General features: G+C 70.5%; 22 protein-coding genes. 10 read left to right on the forward strand and 12 right to left on the reverse strand.

From position 1 onward, the window contains the following. Positions 1-177: 177 nt before the first annotated feature. The 3 genes from HNR07_RS19580 (at position 178) to HNR07_RS19590 (ending at position 3,879) form a co-directional block, all read left to right on the forward strand. Positions 178-1,788 (forward strand): acyl-CoA carboxylase subunit beta, encoded by a 1,611-nt coding sequence (locus HNR07_RS19580; RefSeq protein ID WP_184366229.1) that lies wholly within the window; start codon positions 178-180, stop codon positions 1,786-1,788. Then, on the forward strand, positions 1,785-2,024 hold the full coding sequence (locus HNR07_RS19585; RefSeq protein WP_184366230.1) for an acyl-CoA carboxylase subunit epsilon: 240 nt from the start codon (positions 1,785-1,787) through the stop codon (positions 2,022-2,024). Before HNR07_RS19580 ends, HNR07_RS19585 begins: the two co-directional genes overlap by 4 nt. A gap of 88 nt (positions 2,025-2,112) precedes the next feature. Beyond that, entirely contained in the window at positions 2,113-3,879 is a 1,767-nt protein-coding gene (locus HNR07_RS19590) for an acetyl/propionyl/methylcrotonyl-CoA carboxylase subunit alpha (protein ID WP_184366231.1), read from the forward strand. A gap of 52 nt (positions 3,880-3,931) precedes the next feature. Here the strand turns inward: HNR07_RS19590 and HNR07_RS19595 are convergent, their stop codons facing one another. After that, the gene (locus HNR07_RS19595; RefSeq protein WP_184372345.1) at positions 3,932-4,543 is read right to left on the reverse strand and encodes a Uma2 family endonuclease; all 612 of its coding nucleotides are present in this window, start codon (positions 4,541-4,543) and stop codon (positions 3,932-3,934) included. A gap of 532 nt (positions 4,544-5,075) precedes the next feature. On the opposite strand from HNR07_RS19595, the gene HNR07_RS19600 reads away from it, so the two are divergent. Together HNR07_RS19600 and HNR07_RS19605 are read left to right on the forward strand one after the other, a co-directional pair. Beyond that, positions 5,076-6,536 (forward strand): dicarboxylate/amino acid:cation symporter, encoded by a 1,461-nt coding sequence (locus tag HNR07_RS19600; RefSeq protein ID WP_184366232.1) that lies wholly within the window; start codon positions 5,076-5,078, stop codon positions 6,534-6,536. A 199-nt stretch (positions 6,537-6,735) separates the two neighbouring features. After that, positions 6,736-7,980: a chemotaxis protein CheA gene (locus HNR07_RS19605; RefSeq protein WP_184372348.1), complete on the forward strand. Its 1,245-nt coding sequence runs from the start codon at positions 6,736-6,738 to the stop codon at positions 7,978-7,980. A gap of 88 nt (positions 7,981-8,068) precedes the next feature. Here the strand turns inward: HNR07_RS19605 and HNR07_RS19610 are convergent, their stop codons facing one another. The 3 genes from HNR07_RS19610 to HNR07_RS19620 all read right to left on the reverse strand — a co-directional run bounded on the left by HNR07_RS19610 (position 8,069) and on the right by HNR07_RS19620 (position 10,550). Next, entirely contained in the window at positions 8,069-8,725 is a 657-nt protein-coding gene (locus HNR07_RS19610) for an AAA family ATPase (protein WP_184366233.1), read from the reverse strand. A gap of 16 nt (positions 8,726-8,741) precedes the next feature. After that, complete coding sequence (locus HNR07_RS19615; protein ID WP_312893901.1) at positions 8,742-9,038, reverse strand: TFIIB-type zinc ribbon-containing protein; 297 nt, start codon at positions 9,036-9,038, stop codon at positions 8,742-8,744. Between the two features lie 129 nt (positions 9,039-9,167). After that, positions 9,168-10,550: an NAD(P)H-quinone dehydrogenase gene (locus HNR07_RS19620; RefSeq protein WP_017584075.1), complete on the reverse strand. Its 1,383-nt coding sequence runs from the start codon at positions 10,548-10,550 to the stop codon at positions 9,168-9,170. A 323-nt stretch (positions 10,551-10,873) separates the two neighbouring features. Between HNR07_RS19620 and HNR07_RS19625 the strand changes: the two genes are divergently transcribed. Further along, the gene (locus HNR07_RS19625; RefSeq protein ID WP_184366235.1) at positions 10,874-11,707 is read left to right on the forward strand and encodes a purine-nucleoside phosphorylase; all 834 of its coding nucleotides are present in this window, start codon (positions 10,874-10,876) and stop codon (positions 11,705-11,707) included. 547 nt (positions 11,708-12,254) lie between these two features. Here the strand turns inward: HNR07_RS19625 and HNR07_RS19630 are convergent. The 5 genes from HNR07_RS19630 to HNR07_RS19650 all read right to left on the reverse strand — a co-directional run bounded on the left by HNR07_RS19630 (position 12,255) and on the right by HNR07_RS19650 (position 17,890). Then, positions 12,255-12,890, reverse strand: coding sequence for a PH domain-containing protein (locus tag HNR07_RS19630; RefSeq protein ID WP_184366236.1), 636 nt, complete (start codon positions 12,888-12,890; stop codon positions 12,255-12,257). Beyond that, positions 12,890-13,987: an adenosine deaminase gene (locus HNR07_RS19635; RefSeq protein ID WP_184366237.1), complete on the reverse strand. Its 1,098-nt coding sequence runs from the start codon at positions 13,985-13,987 to the stop codon at positions 12,890-12,892. The genes HNR07_RS19630 and HNR07_RS19635 overlap by 1 nt, the downstream gene beginning before the upstream one ends. A gap of 142 nt (positions 13,988-14,129) precedes the next feature. Then, on the reverse strand, positions 14,130-15,365 hold the full coding sequence (locus tag HNR07_RS19640) for a M20 family metallopeptidase (RefSeq protein WP_184366238.1): 1,236 nt from the start codon (positions 15,363-15,365) through the stop codon (positions 14,130-14,132). Positions 15,366-15,392: 27 nt separating this feature from the next. Beyond that, a complete protein-coding gene (locus HNR07_RS19645) occupies positions 15,393-16,565 on the reverse strand; it encodes a glutamate--cysteine ligase (protein WP_184366239.1) in 1,173 nt (390 codons plus the stop codon). A 206-nt stretch (positions 16,566-16,771) separates the two neighbouring features. Continuing rightward, positions 16,772-17,890, reverse strand: a complete 1,119-nt coding sequence (locus HNR07_RS19650) for a YihY/virulence factor BrkB family protein (RefSeq protein WP_184366240.1) — start codon at positions 17,888-17,890, stop codon at positions 16,772-16,774. A 147-nt stretch (positions 17,891-18,037) separates the two neighbouring features. On the opposite strand from HNR07_RS19650, the gene HNR07_RS19655 reads away from it, so the two are divergent. Both HNR07_RS19655 and HNR07_RS19660 read left to right on the forward strand, forming a co-directional pair. Continuing rightward, complete coding sequence (locus HNR07_RS19655) at positions 18,038-19,156, forward strand: galactokinase (RefSeq protein ID WP_184366241.1); 1,119 nt, start codon at positions 18,038-18,040, stop codon at positions 19,154-19,156. A 192-nt stretch (positions 19,157-19,348) separates the two neighbouring features. Continuing rightward, entirely contained in the window at positions 19,349-20,602 is a 1,254-nt protein-coding gene (locus HNR07_RS19660) for an LCP family protein (RefSeq protein ID WP_184366242.1), read from the forward strand. A gap of 584 nt (positions 20,603-21,186) precedes the next feature. Here the strand turns inward: HNR07_RS19660 and HNR07_RS19665 are convergent. Together HNR07_RS19665 and HNR07_RS19670 are read right to left on the reverse strand one after the other, a co-directional pair. After that, the gene (locus HNR07_RS19665; protein ID WP_184366243.1) at positions 21,187-22,404 is read right to left on the reverse strand and encodes an NADP-dependent isocitrate dehydrogenase; all 1,218 of its coding nucleotides are present in this window, start codon (positions 22,402-22,404) and stop codon (positions 21,187-21,189) included. A 182-nt stretch (positions 22,405-22,586) separates the two neighbouring features. Continuing rightward, positions 22,587-22,958 (reverse strand): DUF3017 domain-containing protein, encoded by a 372-nt coding sequence (locus HNR07_RS19670; RefSeq protein WP_184366244.1) that lies wholly within the window; start codon positions 22,956-22,958, stop codon positions 22,587-22,589. Between the two features lie 527 nt (positions 22,959-23,485). On the opposite strand from HNR07_RS19670, the gene HNR07_RS19675 reads away from it, so the two are divergent. Beyond that, positions 23,486-24,091 (forward strand): FHA domain-containing protein, encoded by a 606-nt coding sequence (locus HNR07_RS19675; protein WP_184366245.1) that lies wholly within the window; start codon positions 23,486-23,488, stop codon positions 24,089-24,091. An 812-nt stretch (positions 24,092-24,903) separates the two neighbouring features. Then, on the forward strand, positions 24,904-25,053 hold the full coding sequence (locus HNR07_RS19680; protein WP_184366246.1) for a hypothetical protein: 150 nt from the start codon (positions 24,904-24,906) through the stop codon (positions 25,051-25,053). Between the two features lie 98 nt (positions 25,054-25,151). Here the strand turns inward: HNR07_RS19680 and HNR07_RS19685 are convergent, their stop codons facing one another. Next, positions 25,152-26,012, reverse strand: a complete 861-nt coding sequence (locus HNR07_RS19685; RefSeq protein WP_184366247.1) for a bifunctional methylenetetrahydrofolate dehydrogenase/methenyltetrahydrofolate cyclohydrolase — start codon at positions 26,010-26,012, stop codon at positions 25,152-25,154. Between the last annotated feature and the right edge of the window lie 20 nt (positions 26,013-26,032).

The raw sequence follows: 26,032 nt of genomic DNA on the forward strand, positions 1-26,032 counted from the left end.
CCTGGCGTGGACAATTCACATTGACTCACGGTAATCCGGCGTTTCGGAGCGCCTTTTACACCCGGGCTTCCTACCGGATCGCGACTGGACGTCCGGGCCATACATGAGTAAACCTACTGACGAGTAACCCAGGCCGCGTGAAGGCGCGTGAGACCCCCGGAGCTAACCTGAGCTGTTATGGCCACCGAAGCCCCTGAACCGCTGTCCGCGGCTGAGATCGACATCCACACGACCGCCGGCAAGCTCGACGACCTGCGGCGACGCAGGTACGAAGCCGTGCACGCCGGGTCCGAGCGAGCCGTCGAGAAGCAGCACGCCAAAGGCAAGATGACCGCACGCGAGCGGATCGACGCGCTGCTCGATCCGGGTTCGTTCGTCGAGTTCGACGCGCTGGCCCGGCACCGCTCGACCAACTTCGGCCTGGACGCCAACCGCCCCTACGGGGACGGCGTCGTGACCGGCCACGGGACCGTCGACGGCCGCCCCGTCGCCGTGTTCAGCCAGGACGTCACCGTCTTCGGCGGATCACTGGGCGAGGTCTATGGTGAGAAGATCTGTAAGGTCCTCGACCACGCCCTCACCAACGGCTGCCCCGTGGTGGGCATCAACGAGGGCGGCGGCGCGCGCATCCAGGAGGGTGTGGTGGCGCTCGGCCTGTACGCGGAGATCTTCAAACGCAACACCCACGCCTCCGGTGTCATCCCGCAGATCTCCCTGATCATGGGCGCCACCGCGGGCGGACACGTCTACTCCCCGGCCCTCACCGACTTCGTGGTGATGGTCGACGAGACCTCCCAGATGTTCATCACCGGCCCCGACGTCATCAAGACCGTCACCGGCGAGGACGTCTCCATGGAGGAGCTCGGCGGCGCCAACACCCACGCCAGCAAGTCGGGGGTGGCGCACTACCGGGGCGCCGACGAGCAGGACGCCATCGACTACGTGAAGGCGCTGCTGTCGCACCTGCCGGACAACAACCTCGAGGAGGCGCCGCTCGTGGCCCCCGAGGACGACCCGGGCGACGAGCTCACCGACACCGACCTGGCCCTGGACGCGTTCATCCCGGACTCGGCCAACCAGCCCTACGACATCAAGCAGGTCATCGAGTCCGTCCTGGACGACGGCGACTTCCTCGAGGTACACGGCCAGTTCGCCACCAACATCGTGGTGGGCTACGGCCGGGTGGACGGCCGGTCCGTGGGCATCGTCGCCAACCAGCCGATGAGCTTCGCGGGCTGCCTGGACATCGACGCCTCCGAGAAGGCCGCGCGGTTCGTCCGCACCTGCGACGCCTTCAACGTCCCGGTACTGACCTTCGTGGACGTGCCCGGCTTCCTGCCCGGCACCGACCAGGAGTGGGACGGCATCATCCGCCGAGGCGCCAAGCTCCTGTACGCCTACGCCGAGGCCACGGTCCCGCTGATCACCGTCATCACCCGCAAGGCCTTCGGCGGCGCCTACGACGTGATGGGCTCCAAGCACCTGGGCGCCGACGTCAACCTGGCCTGGCCCACCGCGCAGATCGCGGTCATGGGGGCCCAGGGCGCGGTGAACATCCTGCACCGGCGCACACTCGCTGCGGCCGACGACGTCGAGGCCGAGCGGTCCCGACTGGTCGGCGAGTACGAGGACACCCTGCTGAACCCGTACTCGGCGGCCGAACGCGGCTACGTGGACGGGGTCATCCTGCCCTCCGAGACCCGGGTGCAGGTCACCAAGGCGCTGAAGGCGCTGCGCAACAAGCGCAAGCAGCTGCCGCCCAAGAAGCACGGGAACATCCCGCTGTGAGCGCGCCGACCGACCCGCGTGAGAACGCGCCGCACCTGGCCGTGGTGCGCGGTGAGCCCACCGAGGAGGAGCTCGCCGTGCTCACCGCCGTGCTCACGGCCCGTGCGGCGGCGGCCCGGGCCGCCGCCGAGGCGCCCGGGCCCGAGCGTCCCGTCTCCGGGTGGCGGGACCGTTCCTGCGGTATGCGCGCCCCGTTGCGTCCCGGCCCCAGCGCCTGGCGCATGAGCACGAGGTGACCTCTGCCGTGCTCTCCCGTTTTCTAGACTCTTCGTCGAGCGGTCGGCGCGTGACGCCGCTCCACGCTCCAGCTGGAGGATTTCCACCGTGCGTAAAGTTCTGATCGCCAACCGCGGCGAGATCGCCGTGCGCATCGCCCGCGCCTGCCGCGACGCCGGGATCACCAGCGTCGCCGTCTACGCCGAACCCGACCTGCACGCCCTGCACGTCAAGGTCGCCGACCAGGCCCACAGCCTGGGCGGCTCCACCCCGGCCGACTCCTACCTCGACATCGACAAACTCCTGACCATCGCCGCGGAGTCCGGTGCGGACGCCGTGCACCCCGGGTACGGGTTCCTGGCCGAGAACGCCGACTTCGCCCAGGCCGTCATCGACGCCGGGCTCACCTGGATCGGCCCGCCACCAGCGGCGATCACCGCACTCGGCGACAAGGTGCAGGCCCGCCACATCGCGCAGAAGGTCGGCGCCCCCCTGGTCGCGGGCACCCCCGACCCGGTCACCTCCGCCGAGGAGGTCGTGGCCTTCGCCGAGCAGCACGGACTGCCGATCGCGATCAAGGCCGCCTTCGGCGGCGGCGGGCGCGGGCTCAAGGTCGCCCACACCCTGGAGGAGGTACCCGACGCCTACGAGTCGGCGGCACGCGAGGCGGTCACCGCGTTCGGTCGGGGCGAGTGCTTCGTGGAACGCTACCTGGACAAGCCCCGCCACGTGGAGACCCAGTGCCTGGCCGACTCCCACGGCAACGTCGTGGTGGTCTCCACCCGCGACTGCTCGCTGCAGCGCCGCCACCAGAAACTGGTGGAGGAGGCCCCCGCCCCCTTCCTGTCCGACGATCAGACGCAGCGGCTGTACGCCTCCTCCAAGGCCATCCTCAAGGAGGCGGGCTATGTGGGCGCGGGCACCTGCGAGTTCCTGGTCGGCGTGGACGGCACCATCTCCTTCCTGGAGGTCAACACCCGCCTGCAGGTCGAGCACCCCGTGTCCGAGGAGGTCACCGGGATCGACCTGGTCCGTGAGATGTTCCGCATCGCCGACGGCCAGGAACTGGGCTACACCGACCCCCAGGTTCGCGGGCACTCCTTCGAGTTCCGGATCAACGCCGAGGACGCCGGACGCGGCTTCATGCCCGCCCCCGGCACCATCACCTCCTTCACCCTGCCCGGCGGGCCGGGTGTGCGGGTGGACACCGGCTGTGAGGCGGGGTTCACCGTCCCCCAGGCCTTCGACTCGATGGTCGCCAAGCTGATCGTGACCGGCCGCACCCGTACCGAGGCGCTCCAGCGCTCCAAGCGGGCGCTGGCCGAGTTCGAGGTCGGCGGGATGCCCACGGTGATCCCCTTCCACCAGACCGTCGTGGAGGACCCGGCGTTCGCCCCCACCGACCCCGCCCAGCCGTTCGGGGTCTACACCCGGTGGATCGAGACCGAGTTCGACAACCAGATCGCCCCCTGGGCGGGCCAGGCCGGCGCCGCCGAGCCGGCCGAGCGCGAGACCGTGACGGTGGAGGTGGGCGGTAAGCGCATCGACGTGGTCCTGCCCGCCTCCCTGGGTGTCGCGGCGGCCCCCGCTGCCGGGAACAGCGGTGGGAAGAAGAAGCGCGCCGCCCGTAAGAGCGGTGGCGCGGCCTCGGCCAGCGGGGACTCGCTGGTCTCGCCGATGCAGGGCACCGTGGTCAAGGTCGTGGCCGCCGAGGGCCAGACCGTGGCCGAGGGCGAGACGGTGGTGGTGATCGAGGCGATGAAGATGGAGCAGCCGCTGACCGCGCACCGGGCCGGGACCGTGACCGGGTTGAAGGTCGCCCCGGGCGAGACCGTGGGCAACGGCGCCGTGGTCTGCGACATCAAGGACGCCTGACCACACATTCGTTCCCGGCGCAGGGGCACCGCTGAAGGGCGGTGCCCCTCATTCATCGACCGCGGAGACCGGCCAGGTCGATCTCGGTGTCGACGGGCACCGTGGTCTTGAGAACTCCACGGTGGATCGAGGGCCTGCCGTAGCGACCGCTGGCCGGATCCAATCCATGGACGTAGGCCACCGCTTCGTCCCCGTCCTGTTCCACGCGCCAGAAGTGCGGGATGCCAGCACGGGCGTAGAGCTCTGGTTTACGCTCCCTGTCCCGGATCTCCGACTCCGGCGAGACGACCTCCACGGCCAACTGCACCGCCGAGGGAAGAACCCAGGTCTGGTCGAACTCGTCGAGGGCATCGGTTCGCACCAACAGCAGGTCTGGTTCCGGGCGCTGTCTCTTGGCCAGTTTGACCGAGAACTCCCGCGCCACCAGCAGGTGTTCGGGGACCTGCCGGTCGAGTTCACGCTCCAACAGTTTGAGGACGAGCATAGGGAACAGTTTCTGGGGGCTCACCAGAACCAGGCTTCCGTCGATGAGTTCGGTGTGCGGCGGAAGATCGGGCCTACGGTCCAGGTCGTCAGCGGTACACCCCTCCGGCGGCGGCTGGATCAGGGACCACTGGTCCGCCCTGGAGGAGACCGACTTCTCTGGCACGGTGGGAGCGGACACGTCACTGCCTCCGGTAGTCGGATCGTGCTCGTCGCCCACAGTGGCCACCACTGTCACCCCGTAACGGTGCTTTCCACGGATTGTCCCACTCCGCCCCACCCGGCACCCGTGGGTGTTTCCCCGACCGCGCCCGTTGACTCCGGCCTCTCCCCCCGCCTCCCGGGGGTGATCCTCATCGCCCCCGGAAGCGGGAAGACCCAGCGCAGTAGGCACTCCGACCAGCTGTTCCGCACGAGGCGACCAGTTGTGTATGGAAAAGGTAAGGAAACCGGGCTATTGTTCTCGATCGTGACGAACATCTGGGGACTGACGCGAAGGTGGCACATCGACCTGTGCCGCTTCAACAGTCACGCGTGTAGCTAGGTCCACGCGCGCCCGCGCCTTCCGCCGGGCAGCGCGCCGCTCACCCTTCCCAGGTCACCTCTCCCGGTGATGCCCGCCCTTCCCCTGTGCCGAGCACCCGCGGCCCGCCGCGCCGACCCGTGACGTCGCACGCGTGCGCCCGGCCACCCATCTCTGGAGTCTTCCTTCCGTGTCCGAGCAGACCACAGCTCCCAGACGCAAACTGCGTTTCCCGTTCGCCGCCCAGGTTCTCCTCGGCCTGGTGCTCGGCATCGTCCTCGGTGTCGTCGCCCTCCAGATCGGCCCCGTCGGTGACGACGAGCCGAACTGGCTCGCGGTCACCCTCCAAACCATCGGCTCGACCTTCGTGGCCCTGCTGCGCACCATCGTGCCGCCGCTGATCGTCCTCGCCGTCATCTCCTCCATCGCCAACCTGCGCAACGTCGCCAACGCCGCACGGCTGGCGTGGAAGACGCTGCTGTGGTTCGCGGCCACGGCGCTGGTCTCGGTGGCCATCGCGATCGCCATCGGCCTGACCCTGCGCCCCGGCCTGAACAGCGCCGTGGACGAGGCCACCGCGGCTGAGCCCTCCACCACCGGCTCCTGGCTGGCCTTCATCGAGAGCATCGTCCCGGCCAACTTCCTCGGCCTGGCCGCGAACACCTCCGCCGCCGACGACGGCACCCTCACCACGTCGCTGTCGTTCAACGTGCTCCAGCTCATCGTGATCGCCGTGGTCCTGGGCATCGCCGCGGTGAAGGTCGGCAAGGCCGCCGAGCCCTTCATCAAGTTCACCGCCTCCACCCTGGAGGTCGTGCTCAAGGCCCTGTGGTGGGTCATCCGCCTGGCCCCGATCGGCACCGTCGGCCTGCTGGGCAACGCGGTCTACAGCTACGGCTGGACGACCATCGGCGCACTCGGGCAGTTCACCGTCGCCATCTACCTCGGCCTGGCCCTGGTGCTGTTCGTCGTCTACCCGGTGGTCGCCCGCCTCAACGGGCTCTCCCCGCTCAAGTACTTCACCGGTGTGTGGCCCGCCGTCCAGCTCGGTTTCGTTTCGCGCTCCTCGCTGGGCACCCTGCCCGTCACCCAGCGCGTCGCCGAGCAGAACCTCGGTGTGCCCCGCCACTACTCCGCCTTCGCGGTCCCGTTCGGCGCCACCACCAAGATGGACGGCTGCGCCGCGATCTACCCGGCGATCTCGGCGATCTTCGTCGCCCAGTTCTTCGGTATCGACCTGGGGATCACCGACTACCTGCTGATCGTCTTCGTCTCGGTGATCGGTTCCGCGGCCACCGCGGGCACCACCGGCGCGACCGTCATGCTGACCCTGACCCTGTCCACCCTGGGCCTGCCCCTGGAGGGCGTGGGCCTGCTGCTGGCCGTCGACCCGATCCTGGACATGGGCCGTACCGCCACGAACGTGGCCGGTCAGGCACTGGTCCCGGCGATCGTGGCCAAGCGCGAGGGCATCCTCGACGTCACCCGTTACCACGCGCCGCGCGGCTCGACCGGTTTCGTCCCGCTGGACGAGCCGGGCACCGCCTCCGCCGAGGAGATCGCCGCCGAGCGTGCGACCGCCGAGGCCGGGGAAAGCCGTGAGGGCACGGACAACGACGCCGACCTCGCCGGATCGGGCGCCAAGCGCTAGCCGCTCGCCCGCACCGCTCCCATGAGGGGCCCGCCGAGTCCGCTCGGCGGGCCCCTTCGTGTCACCAACCCGTCGCCGGGACAGCCGGGAGACACTGGACACAAGGGCTGGCCTCGGGAACTGTTCGGGGCTCCTGTTCGTCCCTGTGGTTAAGGGAGGCGAGAGGAACGATATGTTGCGCCGCTTGGTAACACCCACAGTGCTGGCCGCCGGACTCGCGGCGGGGATGGTCACCGCCGCAGCGGTTCCGGCCGCAGCCGACACCCAGACCGAAGCACCCCAGACACAGGACATCGTCGCGGAGCTGGAGAACGACGGGGTCTTCATCGATCCGTCGATCGACGGGGTCCCGGCCGCGGACGAGGCCGCTCTGGAGGCCGCCGCCGCGGGCTCCGACACACCCGTCTACTACGTCTTCCTGCCCTCGGAGGTCGCCACCTCCCAGGCCGGGGTGAACGCCGTGATGGAACCGGTCATGGCCGAGGTCGGCGACGGGGCCTACGGCGTGCTGGGCGGAAGCGAGAACTTCTACGTCACCTCACCCAACCTGGAGAACACCGACGCGATCAGGGAGCTGTCGCTCCGTGAGGGCGGAGACACCCCGAACCCGATCGACACCCTCGTGGCGATGCCCGACGCCGTCGAGACCACCGAGACCGCCAGTGAGGCCCCGGCCGGGGGCGGCGGTTCCGGCCTGGTGCTGCTCGCCATCCTCGCGATCATCGTCGCGGCCGGCGGCTGGTACGTCTACAACAGCCGCAAGAAGCGCGAGGCCGAGAAGGCGAAGCAGCTCGAGGAGATCAAGCAGATGGCCACCGAGGACGTCGTCCGCCTCGGTGAGGACGTCGCCCGCCTGGAGATCGACCTGTCCAAGGTGGACGAGGCGACCCGCAGCGACTACTCGCGGGCCATGGACTCCTACGACCAGGCCAAGTCCCTGCTGGACACCATCCAGGAACCCGAACAGGTCAAGATGGTGACCGGCGCCCTGGAGGACGGCCGCTACTACATGACCGCCACCCGGGCCCGGATGAACGGCGACCCGGTGCCCGCGCGGCGCGGTCCCTGTTTCTTCAACCCGCAGCACGGCCCGTCCAGCGAGGACGTCACCTGGGCCCCGCCCGGCGGCTCGCCCCGGTCGGTGACCGCGTGCCCGGTCTGCGCCCAGGCGGTGCGCACCGGCGGCCAGCCGGACGTGCGCATGGTCGAGGTCGACGGTGAGCGCCGCCCGTACTACGACGCGGGTCCGGCCTACTCGCCCTACGCCGGCGGCTACTTCGGCATGAACATGATGATGGGCATGTTCACCGGCATGATGATGGGCTCCATGATGGGGTCGATGATGGGCGGCGGCATGATGGGCGCCGGTGAGGACATGGGCGACGCGGGCGGCGACTTCGACGGCGGCGGAGACTTCGGGGACTTCGGCGGCTTCGACTTCTAGCCGGTCCGCGCGGACCAGGACGCACGAGCAGAACGCACGGAGCGGGACACCAGGGCTCCGGGAGGCTTCCTCCCGGAGCCCTTTGCCGTCAGCTGGCGGCCGCGTCCTCCAGGGCGCCGTCCGGCCAGAGGCGCTCGGCCCAGCGGTGGACGGCCGCAGCGGTCTGCCCCGGAGCGGACCCGGTGGTGTCGAGCAGGGTGACGGGAGGCCGCAGCCGACTCGCCTCGGTGCGCAGCCAGTCCTGGTGTTCCAACGTCTCGATGATCCGCTCCTCGTCCCAGCCGCGCCAGGCCGGGCGGGCCCGTAGCCGGGCGGTGAGGACACCGGGCTCACAGGTCAGGGCGAGGTAGTGCACCCCGGCGAAGAGCGCGCGCTCGGGCAGGTGCTCCAGTTCCGGCGGGGCAACGGTCCCGCACAGCACGACCGGCCGCCCGCTCTGCTGCACCATGGCGGCGGTACGCAGCCAGGTGGAGCGGAACAGTCTGTGGTCGTCGGCGGGGTCGCGCAGTCCGCCCACCCAGAGCAGGTCCTGTTCGAGCACGACGAAACGCTGCCCCAGGCGACCCAGGAGCTCCCGGGCCACAGTGGACTTCCCGGTGCCGCTGGGACCGGTAACGCACAGGAGCGGAAGCCGCAGGAAGGGGCGGGTACGACCGCAGGAGGCGCAGCGCAGCAGGTGCTCCCCGCCACCGGCGTCCGGGTCCCCGTCCCACTCCCCGCAGCGCGTACAGATCAGCGGGTGCACGGCTGCTCGGCTCCGATCAGTCGAAGAGCTGTTCCAGGAAGCCCTTGCGTCGACGGCGGTAGGGGCGGGGCGAGTCCCGATAGCCGCCGTAGCCGGGCGGGGAGTCGGGGTAGGCGCGCTGCGGCTGCCCCGGGTAGGGCGGCGGCGCCTGGGGGTCTGGAGGGACGGCCCCGTAGTGGCGCTGTTCCGCGGCGACGACGCGCTCCAGTTCACCACGGTCCAGGAAGATCCCCTGGCAGCCGTCACACCGTTCGATGTGGACGCCCTGGCGGTCGAAGGTACGCATCTGGTTTTGGCACTTCGGACAGATCACACCGGAAAAGTACGCCGGTCGCCGTCAAGAACCGGTAAGGAGCCGGCCTCCTGCCTGGCGGCCGCGCCGGGGCCGCCCTCCGTGTGTCCTGCACTGCCACACGGCGGCGGCCCGGAACACCTCGGCCCGCTACTCCGGGGAGGCGAGCATGAGGGAGCGCGCGGCCTCGGTGACGCTGCCGGACAGCGACGGGTACACCGAGAAGGTGTGCGCGATGTCGTCGACGGTCAGGCGCTGCTGGACCGCGATGGACACGCCCAGGATGAGCTCGCTGGCGCGCGGGCCGACGATGACGCCGCCCAGGACGATGCCGGTGTGCTGGCGGCAGATGAGCTTGACGAAGCCGTCCTTGACCTCGTTCATCTTGGCGCGCGGGTTGGTGTTCAGCGGCAGGGTGACGGTACGGCCGTCGATGCGGCCGCTGCGCACGTCGTCCTCGCTGGCTCCCACGGCGGCCAGTTCGGGGTGGGTGAACACGGTGGAGGCGACGGTGGACAGCTGCAGCGGGGACACGGCCTCGCCGAGCGCGTGCCACATGGCGATCCGGCCCTGCATGGCGGCCACGGAAGCCAGCATGTTCACGCCGGTGCAGTCACCCGCGGCGTAGACGCCGGGGACGGTGGTCCGGGAGACGCGGTCTACCTCGACGAACCCGCCCTTGCCCAGCCGGACCCCGGCCTCCTCCAGGCCCAGGCCCTCGGTGTTGGGGATCATGCCGACGGTCATCAGACAGTGGCTGCCGTCGACGGTCCGGCCGTCGGAGAGGGTGACCCGGACACCGTCCTCGGTGCGCACGACCGACTCGGCGCGGGTCTGGTTGAGGATGGTCATGCCGCGGCGGGCGAAGACCTCCTCCAGCACCTCGGCGGCGTCGGAGTCCTGCGTGGGCATGACCAGGTTGCGCGAGGAGACGAGGGTCACGTTCGACCCCAGGGCCTGGTAGGCGCTGGCGAACTCGGCGCCGGTGACACCGGAGCCGACCACGATCAGTTCCTCGGGCAGCTCCTCCAGCTCGTAGAGGTGGCGCCAGGTCAGGATGCGCTCTCCGTCGGGCTTGGCGGTGGGCAGCTCGCGGGGGTGGGCGCCGGTGGCGATGAGGACGACGTCGGCGCGGATGCGGCGTTCGCCGACGGCGACGATGTGCGGGTCGACCAGGCGGGCCTCCCCGATGACGACCTCGACGCCCTCCTTGATCAGGCGGGCGCGGGTGTCGTCGGACTGGGCCTGGGCCAGGCGTTTGATCCGCGCGTTGATCTGGTCGATGTCGACCTCGACAGCGGCCTTGTTGTCCTCCGCCTCGGGCACGTGGATGCCCAGGCTGGCGGACTCGCGTACGTACGTGGTCCGGGTGGAGGTGGCGATGAGGCTCTTGGAGGGGACGCAGTCGGTGAGGACGCAGGCGCCGCCGATGCCGTCGCGCTCCACCACAGTCACGTCCGCGCCGAGCTGCGCGGCGACCAGCGCCGGCTCATAGCCCCCGGGCCCGCCACCGATGATCACGACCTTCGTCACGCTGCTTCCTCCCTCTGCGGGCGATGCGGCACACCCGTTCCCGGTCCGGGGCGATATTCGGGCATGGCAGGGCACCACCTGGTTTTATCGCTTCACCCCATTGTCGGCCATGTCCACTGTCGAAAACCGCAGCCACCCCGGCCGAAACGCCTTGTCTCCCCGGGGAGTGGCCTACCGGACCCCTACCTGACCTCGGCCGATGCGACGAAGGACACGTGATTCAGGTCGCCGAGGTCACCCAAGGTGACGTGCACATTCCGCCCTCCGAACACTCTGCGTTGCGTTCCGGAACAATTTGGCTACACAGGGGTAGCATCCGACTTGTGAGCGAATCAGAGCAGCCGCCCCAGCCGCCCCAGACCACCGGCGAGGCGAAACGACTGGCGGACTCCGCCGCGAAGGAACTCCTGTCCCGGGCCGGAGCAGACAGTTTCGATGCCCTGGTGGTGCTCGGCTCCGGCTGGGCGGGCGCGGTGGACACACTGGGCACGCCCGACATCGAATTCGACGCGACCGAGCTGCCCGGCTTCGTGGCACCCGGCGCCGAAGGGCACAGCGGCAAGGTCCGCAGCATGTGGGTGGGTGAGAAACGCGTGGTCGTGTTCATGGGCCGCGTCCACGTCTACGAGGGCTTCGGCCCGATGGTCGCCACGCACGCGGTGCGGACCGGGATCGCCGCGGGGGCCCGGATCGCGGTACTGACCGGGTCGGCGGGATCGCTGCGCACCGACTACCAGCCGGGACAGCCGGTGGTACTGCGCGACCACGTCAACCTCACCTCGCAGTCCCCGCTGGCCGGTGCCGACTTCGTCGACCTGACCCAGGCCTACAGCGAGCGGCTGCGCCAGATCATCCACGGGGTGGACGCCTCCCTGGCCGAGGGCGTGTACGTGTCCACCACGGGTCCGCAGCTGCAGACCCCGGCCGAGCTGAAGGTGCTGCGCCAGGCGGGCGCGGACGTGGTCGGGCGCTCGATCGCGCTGGAGACCATCGCCGCGGTGGAGATGGGCGCCGAGGTGCTGGGGCTGTCCATGGTCAGCAACGACGCGGTGGGCGCGGTGCTGGACCCCTTCGAGGAGGATCGCGCCCTGGAGATCGTCACCCAGCGAGCGCGCCGGCTCGGTGAACTGCTGAACCGGGTGATCGCCGCGGCCTGAGCGCCGAGGGCTCCGACAGGAAAAGCCTCCCGCACAGCACGAAGCCCGGCGGCGACCGCCGGGCTTTCGTGTGCGCTTGGAGACTGGAGAGGCGTGCTTGCCCGGATGGGACAAGCGAGAGGGGTTGGGGCGCCTTCGACCGGCCCCGGCGTGTCCGGTACCGGCGTGGCGAGCGTACATCCCGAGGCCATGGGATGGACGGTACCGGCCGCAGGTCCGGTCGAAGGCGGTGCTTTCCCCGGTGCCGTCGTGCGCTCAGGATCCCCGCAGACCCCGTTGGACTAGCGCTGACGACACCTTCTCTTCCCGATATTCAGTTGAACCGCGCGCGTCGCCTTTGGAGGAAGATCCGGGTGGGTGGCCATCCGCGCGAAGCCCGCCCACCCGGAACATTCTCCCTTAGGCATGCCTAACCTAACCAGAATCCCGGGGGGCTCGTCAACCCCACGCCCCGAAAACGAAGAACCCGGCCCCCGCGCACCGCGCGGGAACCGGGTCCGGTCCGGGGAGAAGCGTCCCGCCCGGCAAGAACACGGGCCAGCAGAACTCAGGCCAGGAGGAACACGGCCCCGAGCAGCAGGAGGGGCACCGCCAGGACGACGACGACCTCGACCGGCACCATCGTCTGCGGGCGGTCCTCGGCGCCCAGCGCGGCCGGGCCCTCCTCACGGACCTCCTTGATGGGGCCGCTCAGCGGACGCGCCTTGTACCGCTCCGCGTCCCGGCGCAGGTCGCGGGCGGCCAGGTCCACTGGGCGCATCTGGGTCGGATCCCTGTCGTCGTCGGGGTCCAGGTAGCCCGACTCCCGGCGCATGTTCTCGCGGACCTTGGCCCGCTTGGTCTCGCGCAGGGGCCAGGAGCGCAGCACCTGCTCGGGGGTGTGCACCCGCAGCACGTCGACCACGTCCACCCACTGCACGGCCGCCCACGGCACGAAGGTCTCGCGCAGCGGGTTGACCATCCGGATGCCCCGCTCCGTGGAGACCACCCGAGGGCGCAGCCACACGACGTAGACGACGGCGATGCTCAGGACCAGAACGGCCCCGGCGATCCAGGCCATCCGGTCCTGACCGCGCAGCACCACGTCCAGCAGGAGCAGGACCGCGATGACCACCCACCCGATCGCCATCACCCGGGAGGAGGTGGAGTAGTGCGTGGTGGGCGCGCCGTCGGATCCGGCCATCAGTGGGTCGCCCACTTCAACTGCGCGAACCCGGGCTTGATGATCCCGTTGATCAGTGCCAGCCGCTCGTCGAAGGGCAGGAAGGCCGACTTCATGGCGTTGACCGTGAACCACTGGAGGTCGTCCCAGTCGTAGCCGAAGGCCTCGCTCAGCTTGGCGAACTCCTCCGACAGGGTGACCCCGCTCTGGAGGCGGTTGTCCGTGTTGACCGTGACCCGGAAGCGCAGGTCGTGCAGGAGCTTGATCGGGTGCTCGGCGATGGAGTCGGCGGCACCGGTCTGCACGTTGGAGCTGGGGCACATCTCCAACGGGACGCGCTTGTCGCGCACGTACTGGGCGAGGCGGCCCAGCCGCGGCACGCCGTTCTCGTTGGTGGTGATGTCGTCGACGATGCGCACACCGTGGCCGAGGCGGTCGCAGCCGCACCACTGGAGCGCCTCCCAGATGGAGGGCAGGCCGAAGGCCTCACCGGCGTGGATGGTGAAGTGGAAGTTCTCCCGGCGCAGGTACTCGAAGGCGTCCAGGTGACGGGTGGGCGGGTTGCCCGCCTCCGCGCCGGCGATGTCGAATCCGGACACCCCGGCGTCGCGGTAGCGGACCGCGAGCTCGGCGATCTCCGAGGAACGGGCCGCGTGCCGCATGGCGGTCACCAGCTGCCCGGTGCGGATGCTGCGGCCCGAGTCCGCCGCGCGCTTCTCCCCCAGTTCGAGCCCTTCCTGGACGGCCTCGACGACCTCCTCCAGGGTGAGCCCGCCCTCCAGGTGCTGTTCGGGGGCGTAGCGCTGCTCGGCGTAGACCACACCGTCGGCGGCCAGGTCCTCGGCGGCCTCGGCGGCGACCCGCACCAGGGCGTCACGGCTCTGCATGACCGCGGTGGTGTGCGCGAAGGTCTCCAGGTAGCGCTCCAGCGACCCGGAGTCGGAGGCGTCCCGGAACCAACGCCCGAGCTCGGCCGGATCGTAGGTGGGCAGGCCCTTGTACCCGGCCTCCTGGGCCAGTTCGACGACCGTGGACGGGCGCAGGCCGCCGTCGAGGTGGTCGTGCAGGAGCACCTTCGGTGCCCGCCGGATCTGTTCGACTGTGAGTGGCTGGTTCATCTATCCAGAATGCCACCGGGCGGTGATGGCCCCCGACACGGCGACACGAAGTTACCGAAAATCCGGCAGAAGCCGCCGGTCAGCGCCGGGCCCCGGCCACGCGGACGATCGGGCTGGAACGGCGATCAGGGCGGGACCGCGATCAGGCCAGGGCCTCGCTGTCCACCCGCATGCCCTCGGGGGCGTGCTCCCACAGCGCGGTGAGGGCGGTGGTCGCCATCAGGCGGGTGCCCACCCCGATCGCGCGCTCGTCCACGTCGAAGCTGCCCCGGTGCAGGTCCAGCATGGGCCCGCTCCAGTCCGGGGAGTGGGTGCCCAGCCGGGCCAGCGCGCCGGGTGCGTGCTCCAGGTACCAGGCGAAGTCCTCCCCGCCCAGGCTCTGCGGGGTCGGCCCGACGGCGTCGGACCCCAGGGCCGACGTGGCGGCCTCGCGCATGATGTCCACGCTGCGCGCCTCGTTGATGGTGGGCGGAACACCCCGGCGGTAGGTGACCTCGGCGTCGGCGCCGTAGGCGGAGGCGACCGACTCCACCAGTCCCTTGAGGATGTCCGGGGCGGCGTGCCAGGCCTCGTCGTCCAGGCAGCGCACGGTGCCCTCGGCGACGGCGTCGTCCGGAATGACGTTGGGCGCCGAGCCCGCGCTGATCCGGCCCCACACCAGGCTGAACCCGGCCCGGGGGTCGATGCGGCGGGAGAGCGCGGCGGGTAGTTCGGTGACGATCTTGCCGAGCGCGTAGACGAGGTCGGAGGTCAGGTGCGGGCGGGCGGTGTGCCCGCCCGGCCCGGACAGGCGCACCATGATCTGGTCGCAGGCGGCGGTGATGCCGCCGGTGCGCAGGCCCACCCTGCCCACGACCTGCCGGGGGTCGCAGTGCAGGGCGAAGATGCGGTCCACGCCGTCCATGCCGCCGGCCTTGACGACCTCCACCGCCCCGCCGGGAAGCTCCTCGGCGGGCTGGAAGAGGAGCCGGACGCGGCCCGGCAGGGCACCGGCGCGGTCCTGCTGGGCGAGGAAGATCCCCGTGGCCAGCAGGACCGTGGTGTGCACGTCGTGTCCGCAGGCGTGCGCGACGCCGGGGACGGTGGAACGGTAGGGAACGTCTTTTTCGTCGGTGAGGGGGAGCGCGTCGATGTCGGCGCGCAGGGCGACCGTGGCGCCGGGGCCGTCGCCGATGTCGCAGATCAGACCGGTGCCCTGGGGGAGGGTACGGGGTTGCAGTCCGACCTGGCGCAGCCGTTCGGCCAGCCGGCCCGTGGTGCGGTGCTCGGCGAAGGCGAGCTCCGGGTGCATGTGCAGGTCCCGTCGAAAGCCCGTGAGCTCCCGCTCATGGCGCGCCAGAAAAGCGGTCAACTGTTCCGGCAGGTCACGTCCCTGCATGCGAGGGTCCCCTCTTCGTTACACGTCTTACCGCGCACCGGCTCCATCGCCGACGCCGACCGTCGCGCGGGTGGAATCGCCTTCGAACTCGGCGGAGAGCATGTCCACGACGTCTTCGAGCGATCCGCCTTCGGCGACGACCGCCCGCTGGCGCTCGTAGGAGGCGCCCTTGTCCAGGATCTCGGAGATCAGGTCCAGGTCCTCCGCGCAGCCCAGGCGGGCCGCGACCGGAGCCAGCTCGCGGACCAGCTCGTAGAGGTCGTCACGGATCGGAACTGTGGTTCCGTGCGAGTCCGTGATGACTCGAGCGTCGAGTCCGTAGCGGGTGGCCCGCCACTTGTTGTCCTTCACCACCCAGGACGGCGGGCTGGGCAAGCTGTACCCGCGGTCGAGCTGGTGATCGAACATCTCCACCAGACTCTGGGAGAGAGCGGCGGCCATTCCCACCTCGCGCAAGGTGGGAATGCCGTCGAACATCCGGATCTCTATGGTGCCGAAATCCGGGTGCGGACGGATGTCCCACCACACTTCCTTGATAGAGGCGATGGTACCTGCCCGGAGAAGGGTTTCGAGGTATTCCTCGAAAGCGGTCCAACCTGGCAGGTTCGGCGGCGGCCCCGAGGTGGGGAGCGCACCGAAGACAATCGAGCGCGCGGAGGCCAGTCCGGTGTCGTGACCACCCCAAAAAGGGCTAGAAGCACTCAAAGCAAGGAAATGTGGCAGATAGTTCGCGAGCGCGTTCACGATCGGAATGGCCTTCTCCTGGCCGCGCACCCCCACGTGGACGTGAACGCCGCAGGTCAGGATGCGTCGGGCCAGCCACTGCATCTGGTCGACCAGCTCGCCGTAGCGCTTTCCGGGGCTGAGTTCCTGGTCGCGCCAGTCGTCTATCGGGTGGGTTCCCGAACAGGTCAGGGTGGCGCCGCGGGGTTCGAGCACCTCGCGCATCCGGGCGACGCTGCGACCGAGATCACCCTTGGCCTCCTCCACCGTCTCGCAGATCCCGGTCACCACCTCCACCTGGGACTGCATCAGTTCGTGCCGCAGCGGGGGGACCGTCGCCTCACTGCTGAGATCGGGGAGTGCGGCGAGGAGTTGCCGCGCCTCCTGCCTTAGATGGCGACTGCCGCGGTCGACGAGTTGGAGTTCCCACTCGACGCCGAGCGTCGCTCGTTCGGACGTTGTGAATGCGATTCCCATCTGCCCTCCAGGTATGGGACGGCCGTTGTGGCCGACGCACCGCCGTCCCGGCGAAACCGTCCATCCGGGACAGGGGAGGACTACCCACCCCACACCGCGCGCATACGGAAGGAACCCTCAGTAAAAAACGAATTCTTTCCGGTCGCGTTTCACTTCACGGGCCGGCTGTCCCGGGGCGAACGCCGCTGCGGCGGCCGGTCGGTCCTTCAACCGACGCTCGGGGGCCTCGGCCGGTCCCGGAGGGCGAACGCCGCGGCCGCCGCCGCGGTCACAGCCCCCACCAGCGCCAGGCCCAGGGCGAGTACCCGGCGGGCCAGGCGCTGCTCGGCCAGGTCCTCCTCGCGCGGGCGCAGGACGGGGGTCGGACGCGTCCAGTCCATCCCGTTCTCCTCCGGCAGCGGCAGGGATCCGGTGTAGGGCGGTATCACCGGCAGCCAGGTGGCCGTCCAGGCGGCGCTGAACATGACCACGCGCATCACCAGGTTGATCCACACGAGCAGACCGACCAGCACCGCGAAGGACGCGTAGACCGGGTTGGTGAGCGTGCCCGCCAGCAGCTGCGCGGCGAGGTTCTTGAGGACTTCGAAGCCCACCGCGCCCAGCAGCGCGCCCTTCCACATCATGCCCGTCGGCCGACCCGCCCCCGAGAGCAGGGCGAAGACCAGGAGGAACAGGCACATGTTCACGGCGATCGCGATGACCAGGGCCAGGGCACGCAGCGACAGGTTGGCCACCAGAGAGCCTTCCAGGCCCACCAGGGACAGCAGCCAGACCGTGGCGGTCTGCATGACGCTGGTGAAGGCGACGGTGAACAGCAGGGCCGTTCCCAGCCCGATCATGACTACCAGGTCGACCAGCTTGCGCAGTACGAGGTTGGGTCCCTGTCTGAGGCTCTTCAGCCAGATCGTGTGCAGGGCCTCGCGCAGCGCCGCGACCGAGTTCAGGCCCGCGTACAGCAGACCCAGCAGGCCCAGCACGCTCGCGCCCACCCGGGCGTCCGCGATCTGGTCCATGGGCAGCTGCTGGGAGAGCCCGGGCAGCACCTCGTCCAGCGCCTCCTCCAGGTAGGCGGTGAGCTCCACCTGCCGGGCCGCCAGGAAACCGACGACCGCGAAGGCCAGCGCCAGCAGCGGGAAGAAGGACAGGAACGCGAAGTAGGTGACCGCGCCCGCCAACTGGGTGCCGTTGCGGTCGGAGTACCGCTCACCGGCCCGCACCAGGTGGTCGAAGAACGGACGGCGGCGCCGCAGCTCCCAGAAACCGTCCATCGCCACGTTCTGGTAGTGCTGGGCCGCGTCCTTGGCCCGGTCGAGCACTCCGGCCATAACCAACCCCCGTCACACCAATGAGTCCGTAACCCTAGCTTCGCCGATACCGCCTGAGGAAAACCCCACGCCCGGCGGGTACCGAAGTGACGGCAAACTTGAGATCGGTGTTCACCGGGGAGACCGCGAGAAGACGGGGGACGGCACGTGGGGGTCATCGGGGCGCGGGTGCGCGCGGTGCTGGGGACACGGACCGGTGGTCCGGTCGGGGACTGGCCGGAGGCGCCCGACGACGAAGCCCTGCGCTCGGCGTACGCGGAACTCTTCGGGGCGGCCCCCGAGGGTCTGTGGCACGCGCCGGGGCGGCTCGCGCTCATGGGCGAGCACACCGCGGCCAGCGGCGGAGCGGCCCTGTACGCGGCGCTGCCCTGGGGGGTGACGGCGGCGGTCGGCACCGCACCGGACGGGCGGGTGCAGGTGGCGACGCCCAGCGGCCCGCTGAGCGATCGGGGTCGGCCAGCCCTCGCGGTGGTCGGGGCCGTGGCCCACGCGCGCGAGAAGGGCCTCCTGGGGGCGGGGAGCGGGCTTCGGGTGCTCCTCGGCTCCGACCTGCCCGAACACGCCTCCCTGGGCCACTCGGCGGCGGTCGGCGCGGCGGTGTCCCTGGCGCTGGCCGATCTTGCCGGGGCCGACCGCCCCACCGGGAGCACCGTCGACCAGAGCGTGGCCCTGGACGCCCGCGCCGGGCACGCCGTCCGGGTGAACCTGGCCAGCGGCCGGACCACCGTGCTGCCGTTCGACCTCGCCGCGGCGGAACTGCGGTTGGTGGTGCTGGAGACCGGGGCGCTCCCCCGGCGGGACCCGCGCCCGGTCCGCGCCGCCGAGCTGGACCGGGCCCAGGACCTCCTGGGCCCGCTGCGCGCCGTCCAGGACCTGCCCGGGGCGCTGCGCCGCCTGCAGAACCCCGTCCTGCGCAGCCGGGTGGAGTACGCCGTCACCGAGGTGCACCGGCTCAACGCCGCGGTCGGGCTGCTGCGCACGGAGCGCGCGGCGGAGACCGGGCCGATCCTGTCCGCCTCGCACCTGTCCCTGCGCCGCTTCGGCCTTCCGTTGCCCTCCGTCGACCTGGCCGTGGAGACCGCGGCGCTCGCCGGGGCCCGGGGCAGCCGGATGACCGGGTGGGCGGGGACCGCCTTCGCGCTGGTCGCCGAGGAGCGGGTGGACGACCTGACCGCGGCGGTACGGAGCGCTTTCGCGGCGAAGGGGTGGCCCGAACCCCGCATGCGGGCCGCGCTGCCGTCCGGCGGAGCGTCCCGCCTGCGCTGAGCTCCCCCTCTCCCCCGGGCCCCTCCCCTCCCGCTGAGCCCCCCCGCCGAGAACCCTTGGCCCGCGGGCTTCCGGAGTGACGGCCCACGGGCGCCGGAGGAGATCGGAGCGAACCCGACTACTCTGTCAGCGATCACAAGGGACATAAGACACACGCACAGGACACGCGGCGCGGAGCAGATAGGCGATTCGATGGCTGATCGACGGCACCGGGGAGAGCCCGGCTCGACCGGTGAACACAACAGAGGGGGTGTGTTCCGACGCGGCGGCGGCCCCGGCAAGCCGGACGAGTTCGAGAAGCTCTACCGCTCCCGTGAGTCCGAGCAGCGGGTCGTGGGCGAGACCCGGCGGATCCCCCCGGCCGACCAGGTGCCCCCGCACCGTCCCCCGAAGCGCCGCACCCACAGCGCCGGGCGGGAGTACGACGGCCGCGGCCACCAGCGCCGCGCGCGGGAGCGCCGCAAGAAGACGGCCCGGAACACGCTGGTCATCGTGCTGGTCCTGCTCCTGGTGATCCCCGGAGGCTTCTACCTCTGGGCGGACTCGCGGCTGGAGCGGGTCGACGCCCTCCAGGACTACGAGGGACGCCCGGACCGGCAGCCCGGGACCACCTACATGATCGTCGGCTCCGACAGCCGTGAGGGCCTGGACGACGACCAGATCCGGGAGCTGGCCACCGGCCGCGCCGAGGGCCGCCGTACCGACACGCTCATGGTGCTGTACATGCCCCGCGACGGCGATCCCACGATCGTCAGCGTGCCGCGCGACTCCTACGTCCCCCTGGCCATCCCCGGCTACGCGGACAACAAGATCAACACCGCCTTCGCCGACTCCGTGTGCGGCACCGGCGAGGACGGCGAGGAGGTCTGCGGTGGTCCGGGCCCGCTCGTGCAGAGCTTCGAGCAGGCCTCGGGCGTGCGGATCGACCACTACGTGGAGATCGGCATGGGCGGCTTCGTCGACCTGGTCGACGCGGTCGGCGGTGTGGAGCTGTGCCCGGAGGAGCCGATGGTGGACCCGAAGGCGGGCCTGGACATCGAGGCGGGCTGCCAGGAGATGGACGGCGGCACCGCGCTGGGCTACGTGCGCACCCGCGCCACCCCGCGCGCGGACCTGGACCGCATCCAGCGCCAGCGCGAGTTCTTCTCCGCGCTGATCCAGGAGGCCAGCGCCCCCTCCACGATGTTCAACCCCTTCAAGTCCGTGCCGCTGGTGGTCGCGGGCACCGACACGTTCATGGTGGACGAGGGCGACAAGCTGCGTCACCTGGCCAGCATGCTGATGGCGATGCGCGGCGGCACCGCGACCACCGCCGTGCCGGTCGGGAGCACTCCGACGCTGGACGGCGTGGGTTCGGTCGTGTTGTGGGACGAGGCCAGGTCGGAGCAGATGTTCGCGGCCATGCGCGAGGGCGAGCCCATCCCCGAGGAAGCCATGCAGGACTGATCCCTCCCGCGATCCCCTCGGGCGGTCCCCGAGAACCCCTGCCGCCGAGAACCAGGGCCCCGGAGCCCCCTGGAACGAGCGAAGGGCCCGTCACCGGAGTGACGGGCCCTTCTTCGTGACGTTCCGTACTGTGCGCGCCTACCCCCCAGCGGGCGCACGGCCGGCACGTCGGCTCGTGGTGGCCGAGGGGCTCGAAACCCGCTCTGGCCTGCCGGTTCTCACCGGCGTGTCTCCACAATAGGTCAAAGTTCGCGAAAGGTGCGAATCGTGTTCACGTGTCCTACGTCGCACCCATCCCGGGAGGACCCTCTCCGGCTCCGCCATCCTCCCACCACTGGCCCCGCGATGGGGGCCGAACACGAGAAACACGCCGGGGAACTTCCGTCGGACCGAAGCCCCGAACCCCCGCGAACAGCGCCTTTCGTGCTTCTCACTCCGGTCAGCGGCCCCCGGAGGCGAAAGAACCCGGACGCCCCCTCACGGGGACGCCCGGGCGTGGTCAAGGTCTCACTCCGGCCGTCGGCTCATGACCGCCGGGGCGAGCCCCCGGCCAGGGTTCGAGGACCCCGGCCGGGCGCGGGGACCTAGGCCAGACGCTTGCTCAGGTTCTCGTCCAGAGCGGCGAGGAACTCCTCCGTGGTCAGCCACTCCTGCTCGGAGCCGACCAGCAGGGCGAGGTCCTTGGTCATCTGACCGCCCTCGACGGTCTTGATGACGACGTCCTCGAGGGTCTGCGCGAACTCGACGACCGCCGGGGTGTTGTCCAGCTTGCCCCGGTGCTCCAGACCACGGGTCCACGCGTAGATGGAGGCGATCGGGTTGGTCGAGGTGGGCTTGCCCTGCTGGTGCTGGCGGTAGTGACGGGTCACGGTGCCGTGGGCGGCCTCGGCCTCGACGGTGCTGCCGTCCGCGGTACGCAGGACCGAGGTCATCAGACCGAGCGAGCCGTAGCCCTGCGCGACGGTGTCGGACTGGACGTCACCGTCGTAGTTCTTGCAGGCCCAGACGTAGCCGCCGTCCCACTTGAGCGCGGCGGCGACCATGTCGTCGATCAGGCGGTGCTCGTAGGTGATGCCCGCGGCGGCGAACTTCTCCTTGAACTCGGCCTCGAAGATCTCCTCGAACACGTCCTTGAACATGCCGTCGTAGGCCTTGAGGATGGTGTTCTTGGTGGACATGTAGACCGGGTAGTTCCGGTCCAGGCCGTAGTTCAGGCTGGCCCGCGCGAAGTCCTCGATGGACTTGCGGTAGTTGTACATGCCCATCGCGACGCCGCCCTCTTCGGGGAACTCCGCGACCTCGAACTCGACCGGCTGGCTGCCGTCGGCCGGGGTGTAGGTCATGGTGACCGTACCGGGGCCGGGCACCTTGAAGTCGGTGGCCTTGTACTGGTCGCCGTGGGCGTGACGGCCGATGATGACCGGCTTGGTCCAGCCCGGCACCAGCCGCGGCACGTTCTCACAGATGATGGGCTCACGGAAGACGACGCCGCCGAGGATGTTGCGGATGGTGCCGTTGGGCGACCGCCACATCTTCTTGAGACCGAACTCCTCGACGCGGGCCTCGTCGGGGGTGATGGTGGCGCACTTGACGCCGACGCCGTACTTCTTGATGGCGTGCGCGGCGTCGACGGTGACCTGGTCATCGGTACGGTCGCGCTCTTCGATGCCCAGGTCGTAGTACTTGAGGTCGATGTCGAGGTAGGGAAGGATCAGACGGTCCTTGATGAAGGACCAGATGATCCGGGTCATCTCGTCGCCGTCGAGCTCGACTACGGGGTTTTCGACCTTGATCTTGGCCATGGCTGTGTGGCTGTCCCTTCAGTCTTCGCTACCGCCTCGTGCGGCCGAGAACCGGGGCCGGTTCGTGGCCGGTCCCGTCTCCGCGCGCGCGGCAATCCCCTGATCCCGCCCGGTGTCCGTGCTGCCCGGGGAGGCGGTGCTTGTCGGTGTCGCAGTATCTCGACATCAAGCTTATTCGACGCCTAGGCGGAGAGTTGCGGCGCCACCCAGGCCAACACGATCAGGAGGAGTGCGAGGGAGACCAGAGTGAGCAGATCGACCCAGCGCCGACGTACCGCCAGCAGGCCGATCCAGTCCTTGGGCAGGAACAGCCTGAAGGTGGCCGCGAGCAGCAGCGCGGCCGCGATGATCGCCGGGCCGCGCTTGAAGTAGGCCGCGGCCACGACCACGATCCCCGCCGCCAGCGCTGACAGGACCAGGGCATAGGGCACCTGGGAAAGCCAGTACGGCACCTTCCTGCGGCCTTCGGGCACACTGCCCGACGCCTTGTCCGGGTCACCGTCCGGGGTCTTCCCGTCCGACTCCGCCACCTCAGTCTTCTCCGCGTCGTCCACCGCGTCCCGACCTGTTCGCTTCCGAATTGCTTGACCGCCGCGCGGCTCGTTCTGACGGCCTCTCCCCGGGCGTCTGGCACAGACCGGCCACCCGTCGGGAGAGCGCTGTCCGAAACCGAACAGCACTCCAGTGTGGCTCATGTTCCTGGTGACTCCGGCCGCCCCGCACGAACAGGGGCACCGTCATCCTGGAGAGACCCCGCTCATTGTAGTGAACGGCACAGCCGAAGCCCCAGGCCTCACGGAAACGGACTTGTCTCCCTGGGGGACGCCCGTGACCGTTTCCTACTTCCGGTTCGGTCACAGAGCCGTATTTCCGCGTCTTGTCCGCCTAACTCCGGAGTAAGCGCGTAGAACACGTATCAGCCGGGTAACCAAGGTGGAGATGAGTGCACCGGTGAGCGAGGACCACCCCCATGAAGCCCACTCGACGTGTCGACCGAACGGCCAGCCCCCGACAGCCGCACCTCCCCCACCGCCGACCGCACCCCCACCGACCGCGCCCCATCAGCCCGGGAGGAGTCACCGTGGACGGTCCCTATCTTCGGCTGGAGGAGACCGGGGACGTCCGCCCGCTCCCCGAGGAAGTCACCACGATCGGCCGCGGTGAGGGCGCCGACATACGGCTGAACGACCCCAGCGTGTCCCAGCTGCACGCCGAACTGGTCCGCCGGGGACCCTACGTCTACGTCGTGGACCTGGGCCTGTCCCGCAACGGCACCCGCGTCAACGGCCGTCCCATCGCCCGCCGCGTGCTCGAGGAAGGCGACGTCGTGAGCTTCGGTAACGCGCGCTGCCGGATCGGCGGTCTGCCCAGCGAGCAGCTCAGCCCGGACATCGAGCTCCGCCGCGGCGCCGCCCCCGAACTCACCCGCCGCGAACTGGACGTGCTCACCGCCCTGTGCCAGCCCGCCCTGTCCGAAGAGGCCTTCGTCGCACCCGCCACCGCCCGAGACATCGCCGAGGCCCTGGTGGTCACCGAGGCCGCGGTCAAACAGCACCTGCTGCGGCTCTACCAGAAGTTCCGCATCCCCGAGGGGCAGAACCGCCGCACCCGCCTGGCCAACGAGGTGGTCGCCCTGGGCCTGGTCCGCCCCATGCCCGTCACCGGCTCCTCCCGACGCGCCAGCTGAACGCGCCGCGCGCCAGCCGCACCCGGCGGAACCGCCGAGGGCGGTCAGCTACCCCCGGCGCGGATTCGCACGGGCCCGCACGTGGTTGGGTGGACACCGAGTGTGCCTCGAGTGCGCCCGCTCCCGCCCCCGGAGCGACGCCCCTCCCACGAAGGAGCCCACAGGTGGAAGACCTGACGCCGGACGACCCCGAAAGCATCGGACAGAACCGCCTGCCGGGCGGGTTGGGAGCCGACAGGACGGGTCAGGACACACCTGCACCGGCAGGTGCCCGGACGACTGCGCCCACCGGATGGCCACAGCCCCCGGCAACCGCCGGGCCCACGGCAGCCGCGCCGACCGACTGGCCCCAACCACCGCAGGAGCAGCAGTCCCCAGCAGCCGCACCGACCGACTGGCCCCAACCACCGCAGGAGCAGCAGTCCCCAGCAGCCGCACCGACCGACTGGCCCCAACCACCGCAGGAGCAGCGGTCCCCGGCGCTGACGGAAACCCCCACGGCCGCACCCGGCGCATGGCCGCAGCCACCGAGCTCGGATCAGCGGGCACCGGCGAACGTAGGGGTCCAGGAGGCCGCGCCCTCGGCCTGGCCCCAGCCGCCCGGCCGGGATCAGCGACCGGCCCCGACCTCCGGCCAGCCCCGACCGGCGGCGGAACCTCCCTCGCTCTCGTCCCTGTTCGGCGGCCTCCTCGGTCCCGACGGGGCCGGCAATCAGCCTCGTAACCCCTCGCCCGCTCCGCCGAACCAGGGGCCCGGGCCGCGTTCCGGAGCCTCGTCGGCGGACTGGGCCGCCCGGCGGGCGGCCCATGACATGCGCGCGGTCGAGGAGCGGCACCGGCACCAGGGGGCCGGGCACGCCAGCGGAAGCGAGTCGGCGCTCGACGCCGTCCGCAAGGCCCGCGAGGCCAAGGAGCAGCGGGAGCGCGACGAGGCCGACCGCCCGTGGTGGAAACGGCGGTAACCCGGCCACGCCCGGGGGTCCCACGCCTTCCCCGAAGACGCGCGGTGCCCGGGCCCGCTCGGTGAGGAGCGGACCCGGGCACCGGGAGGATCAGGCGGTCAGACCAGCGGACCGGCCTGGCGTTCGGCGGCCTCGACCACGTTGACCAGGAGCATGGCGCGGGTCATCGGGCCCACGCCGCCGGGGTTGGGGGACATGTGTCCCGCGACCTCGGGGACGTCCAGGGCGACGTCGCCGACCAGGCCGTCGTCGGTGCGCGACACACCCACGTCCAGTACCGCGGCGCCCGGCTTGACCATGTCCTTGGTGATCAGGCCCGGCACGCCCGCGCCGGCGACGATGATGTCGGCCTTGCGGGTGTGCTCGGCCAGGTCACGGGTGCCGGTGTGGCACAGGGTGACGGTGGCGTTCTCCGAGCGGCGGGTCAGCAGCAGCCCGAGAGGACGGCCCACGGTGACTCCGCGGCCGACCACGACGACCTCCGCGCCCTTGATCGGCACGTCGTAGCGGTTGAGCAGCTCCACGATGCCGCGCGGGGTGCACGGCAGCGGAGCCTTCTCCATCAGGACGAGCTTGCCCAGGTTGACCGGCTGGAGGCCGTCGGCGTCCTTGTCCGGATCGATCAACCCGAGCACCCGGTTCTCGTCCATGCCCTTGGGCAGCGGAAGCTGCACGATGTAGCCGGTGCAGGCCGGGTCCTCGTTGAGCTCGTGGACGGCCTGCTCCACCTGCTCCTGGGTGGCGTCGGCGGGCAGGTCGCGGCGGATGCTCGCGATGCCCACCTGGGCGCAGTCGCGGTGCTTGCCGCGCACGTAGGTGTGGCTGCCCGGATCGTCACCGACCAGGACGGTACCCAGGCCCGGGGTGATCCCCTTGGCCCGCAGCTTGTCCACCCGCTCCGCCAGTTCCTCCTTGATGGCCTTGGCGGTGGCCTTTCCGTCCAGAACGATCGCGCTCATGCGTTGCTCCTCGCTGGCAG

The sequence above is a fragment of the Nocardiopsis metallicus genome (assembly GCF_014201115.1).
In the GTDB taxonomy this organism is placed as follows: Bacteria; Actinomycetota; Actinomycetes; order Streptosporangiales; family Streptosporangiaceae; genus Nocardiopsis; species Nocardiopsis metallicus.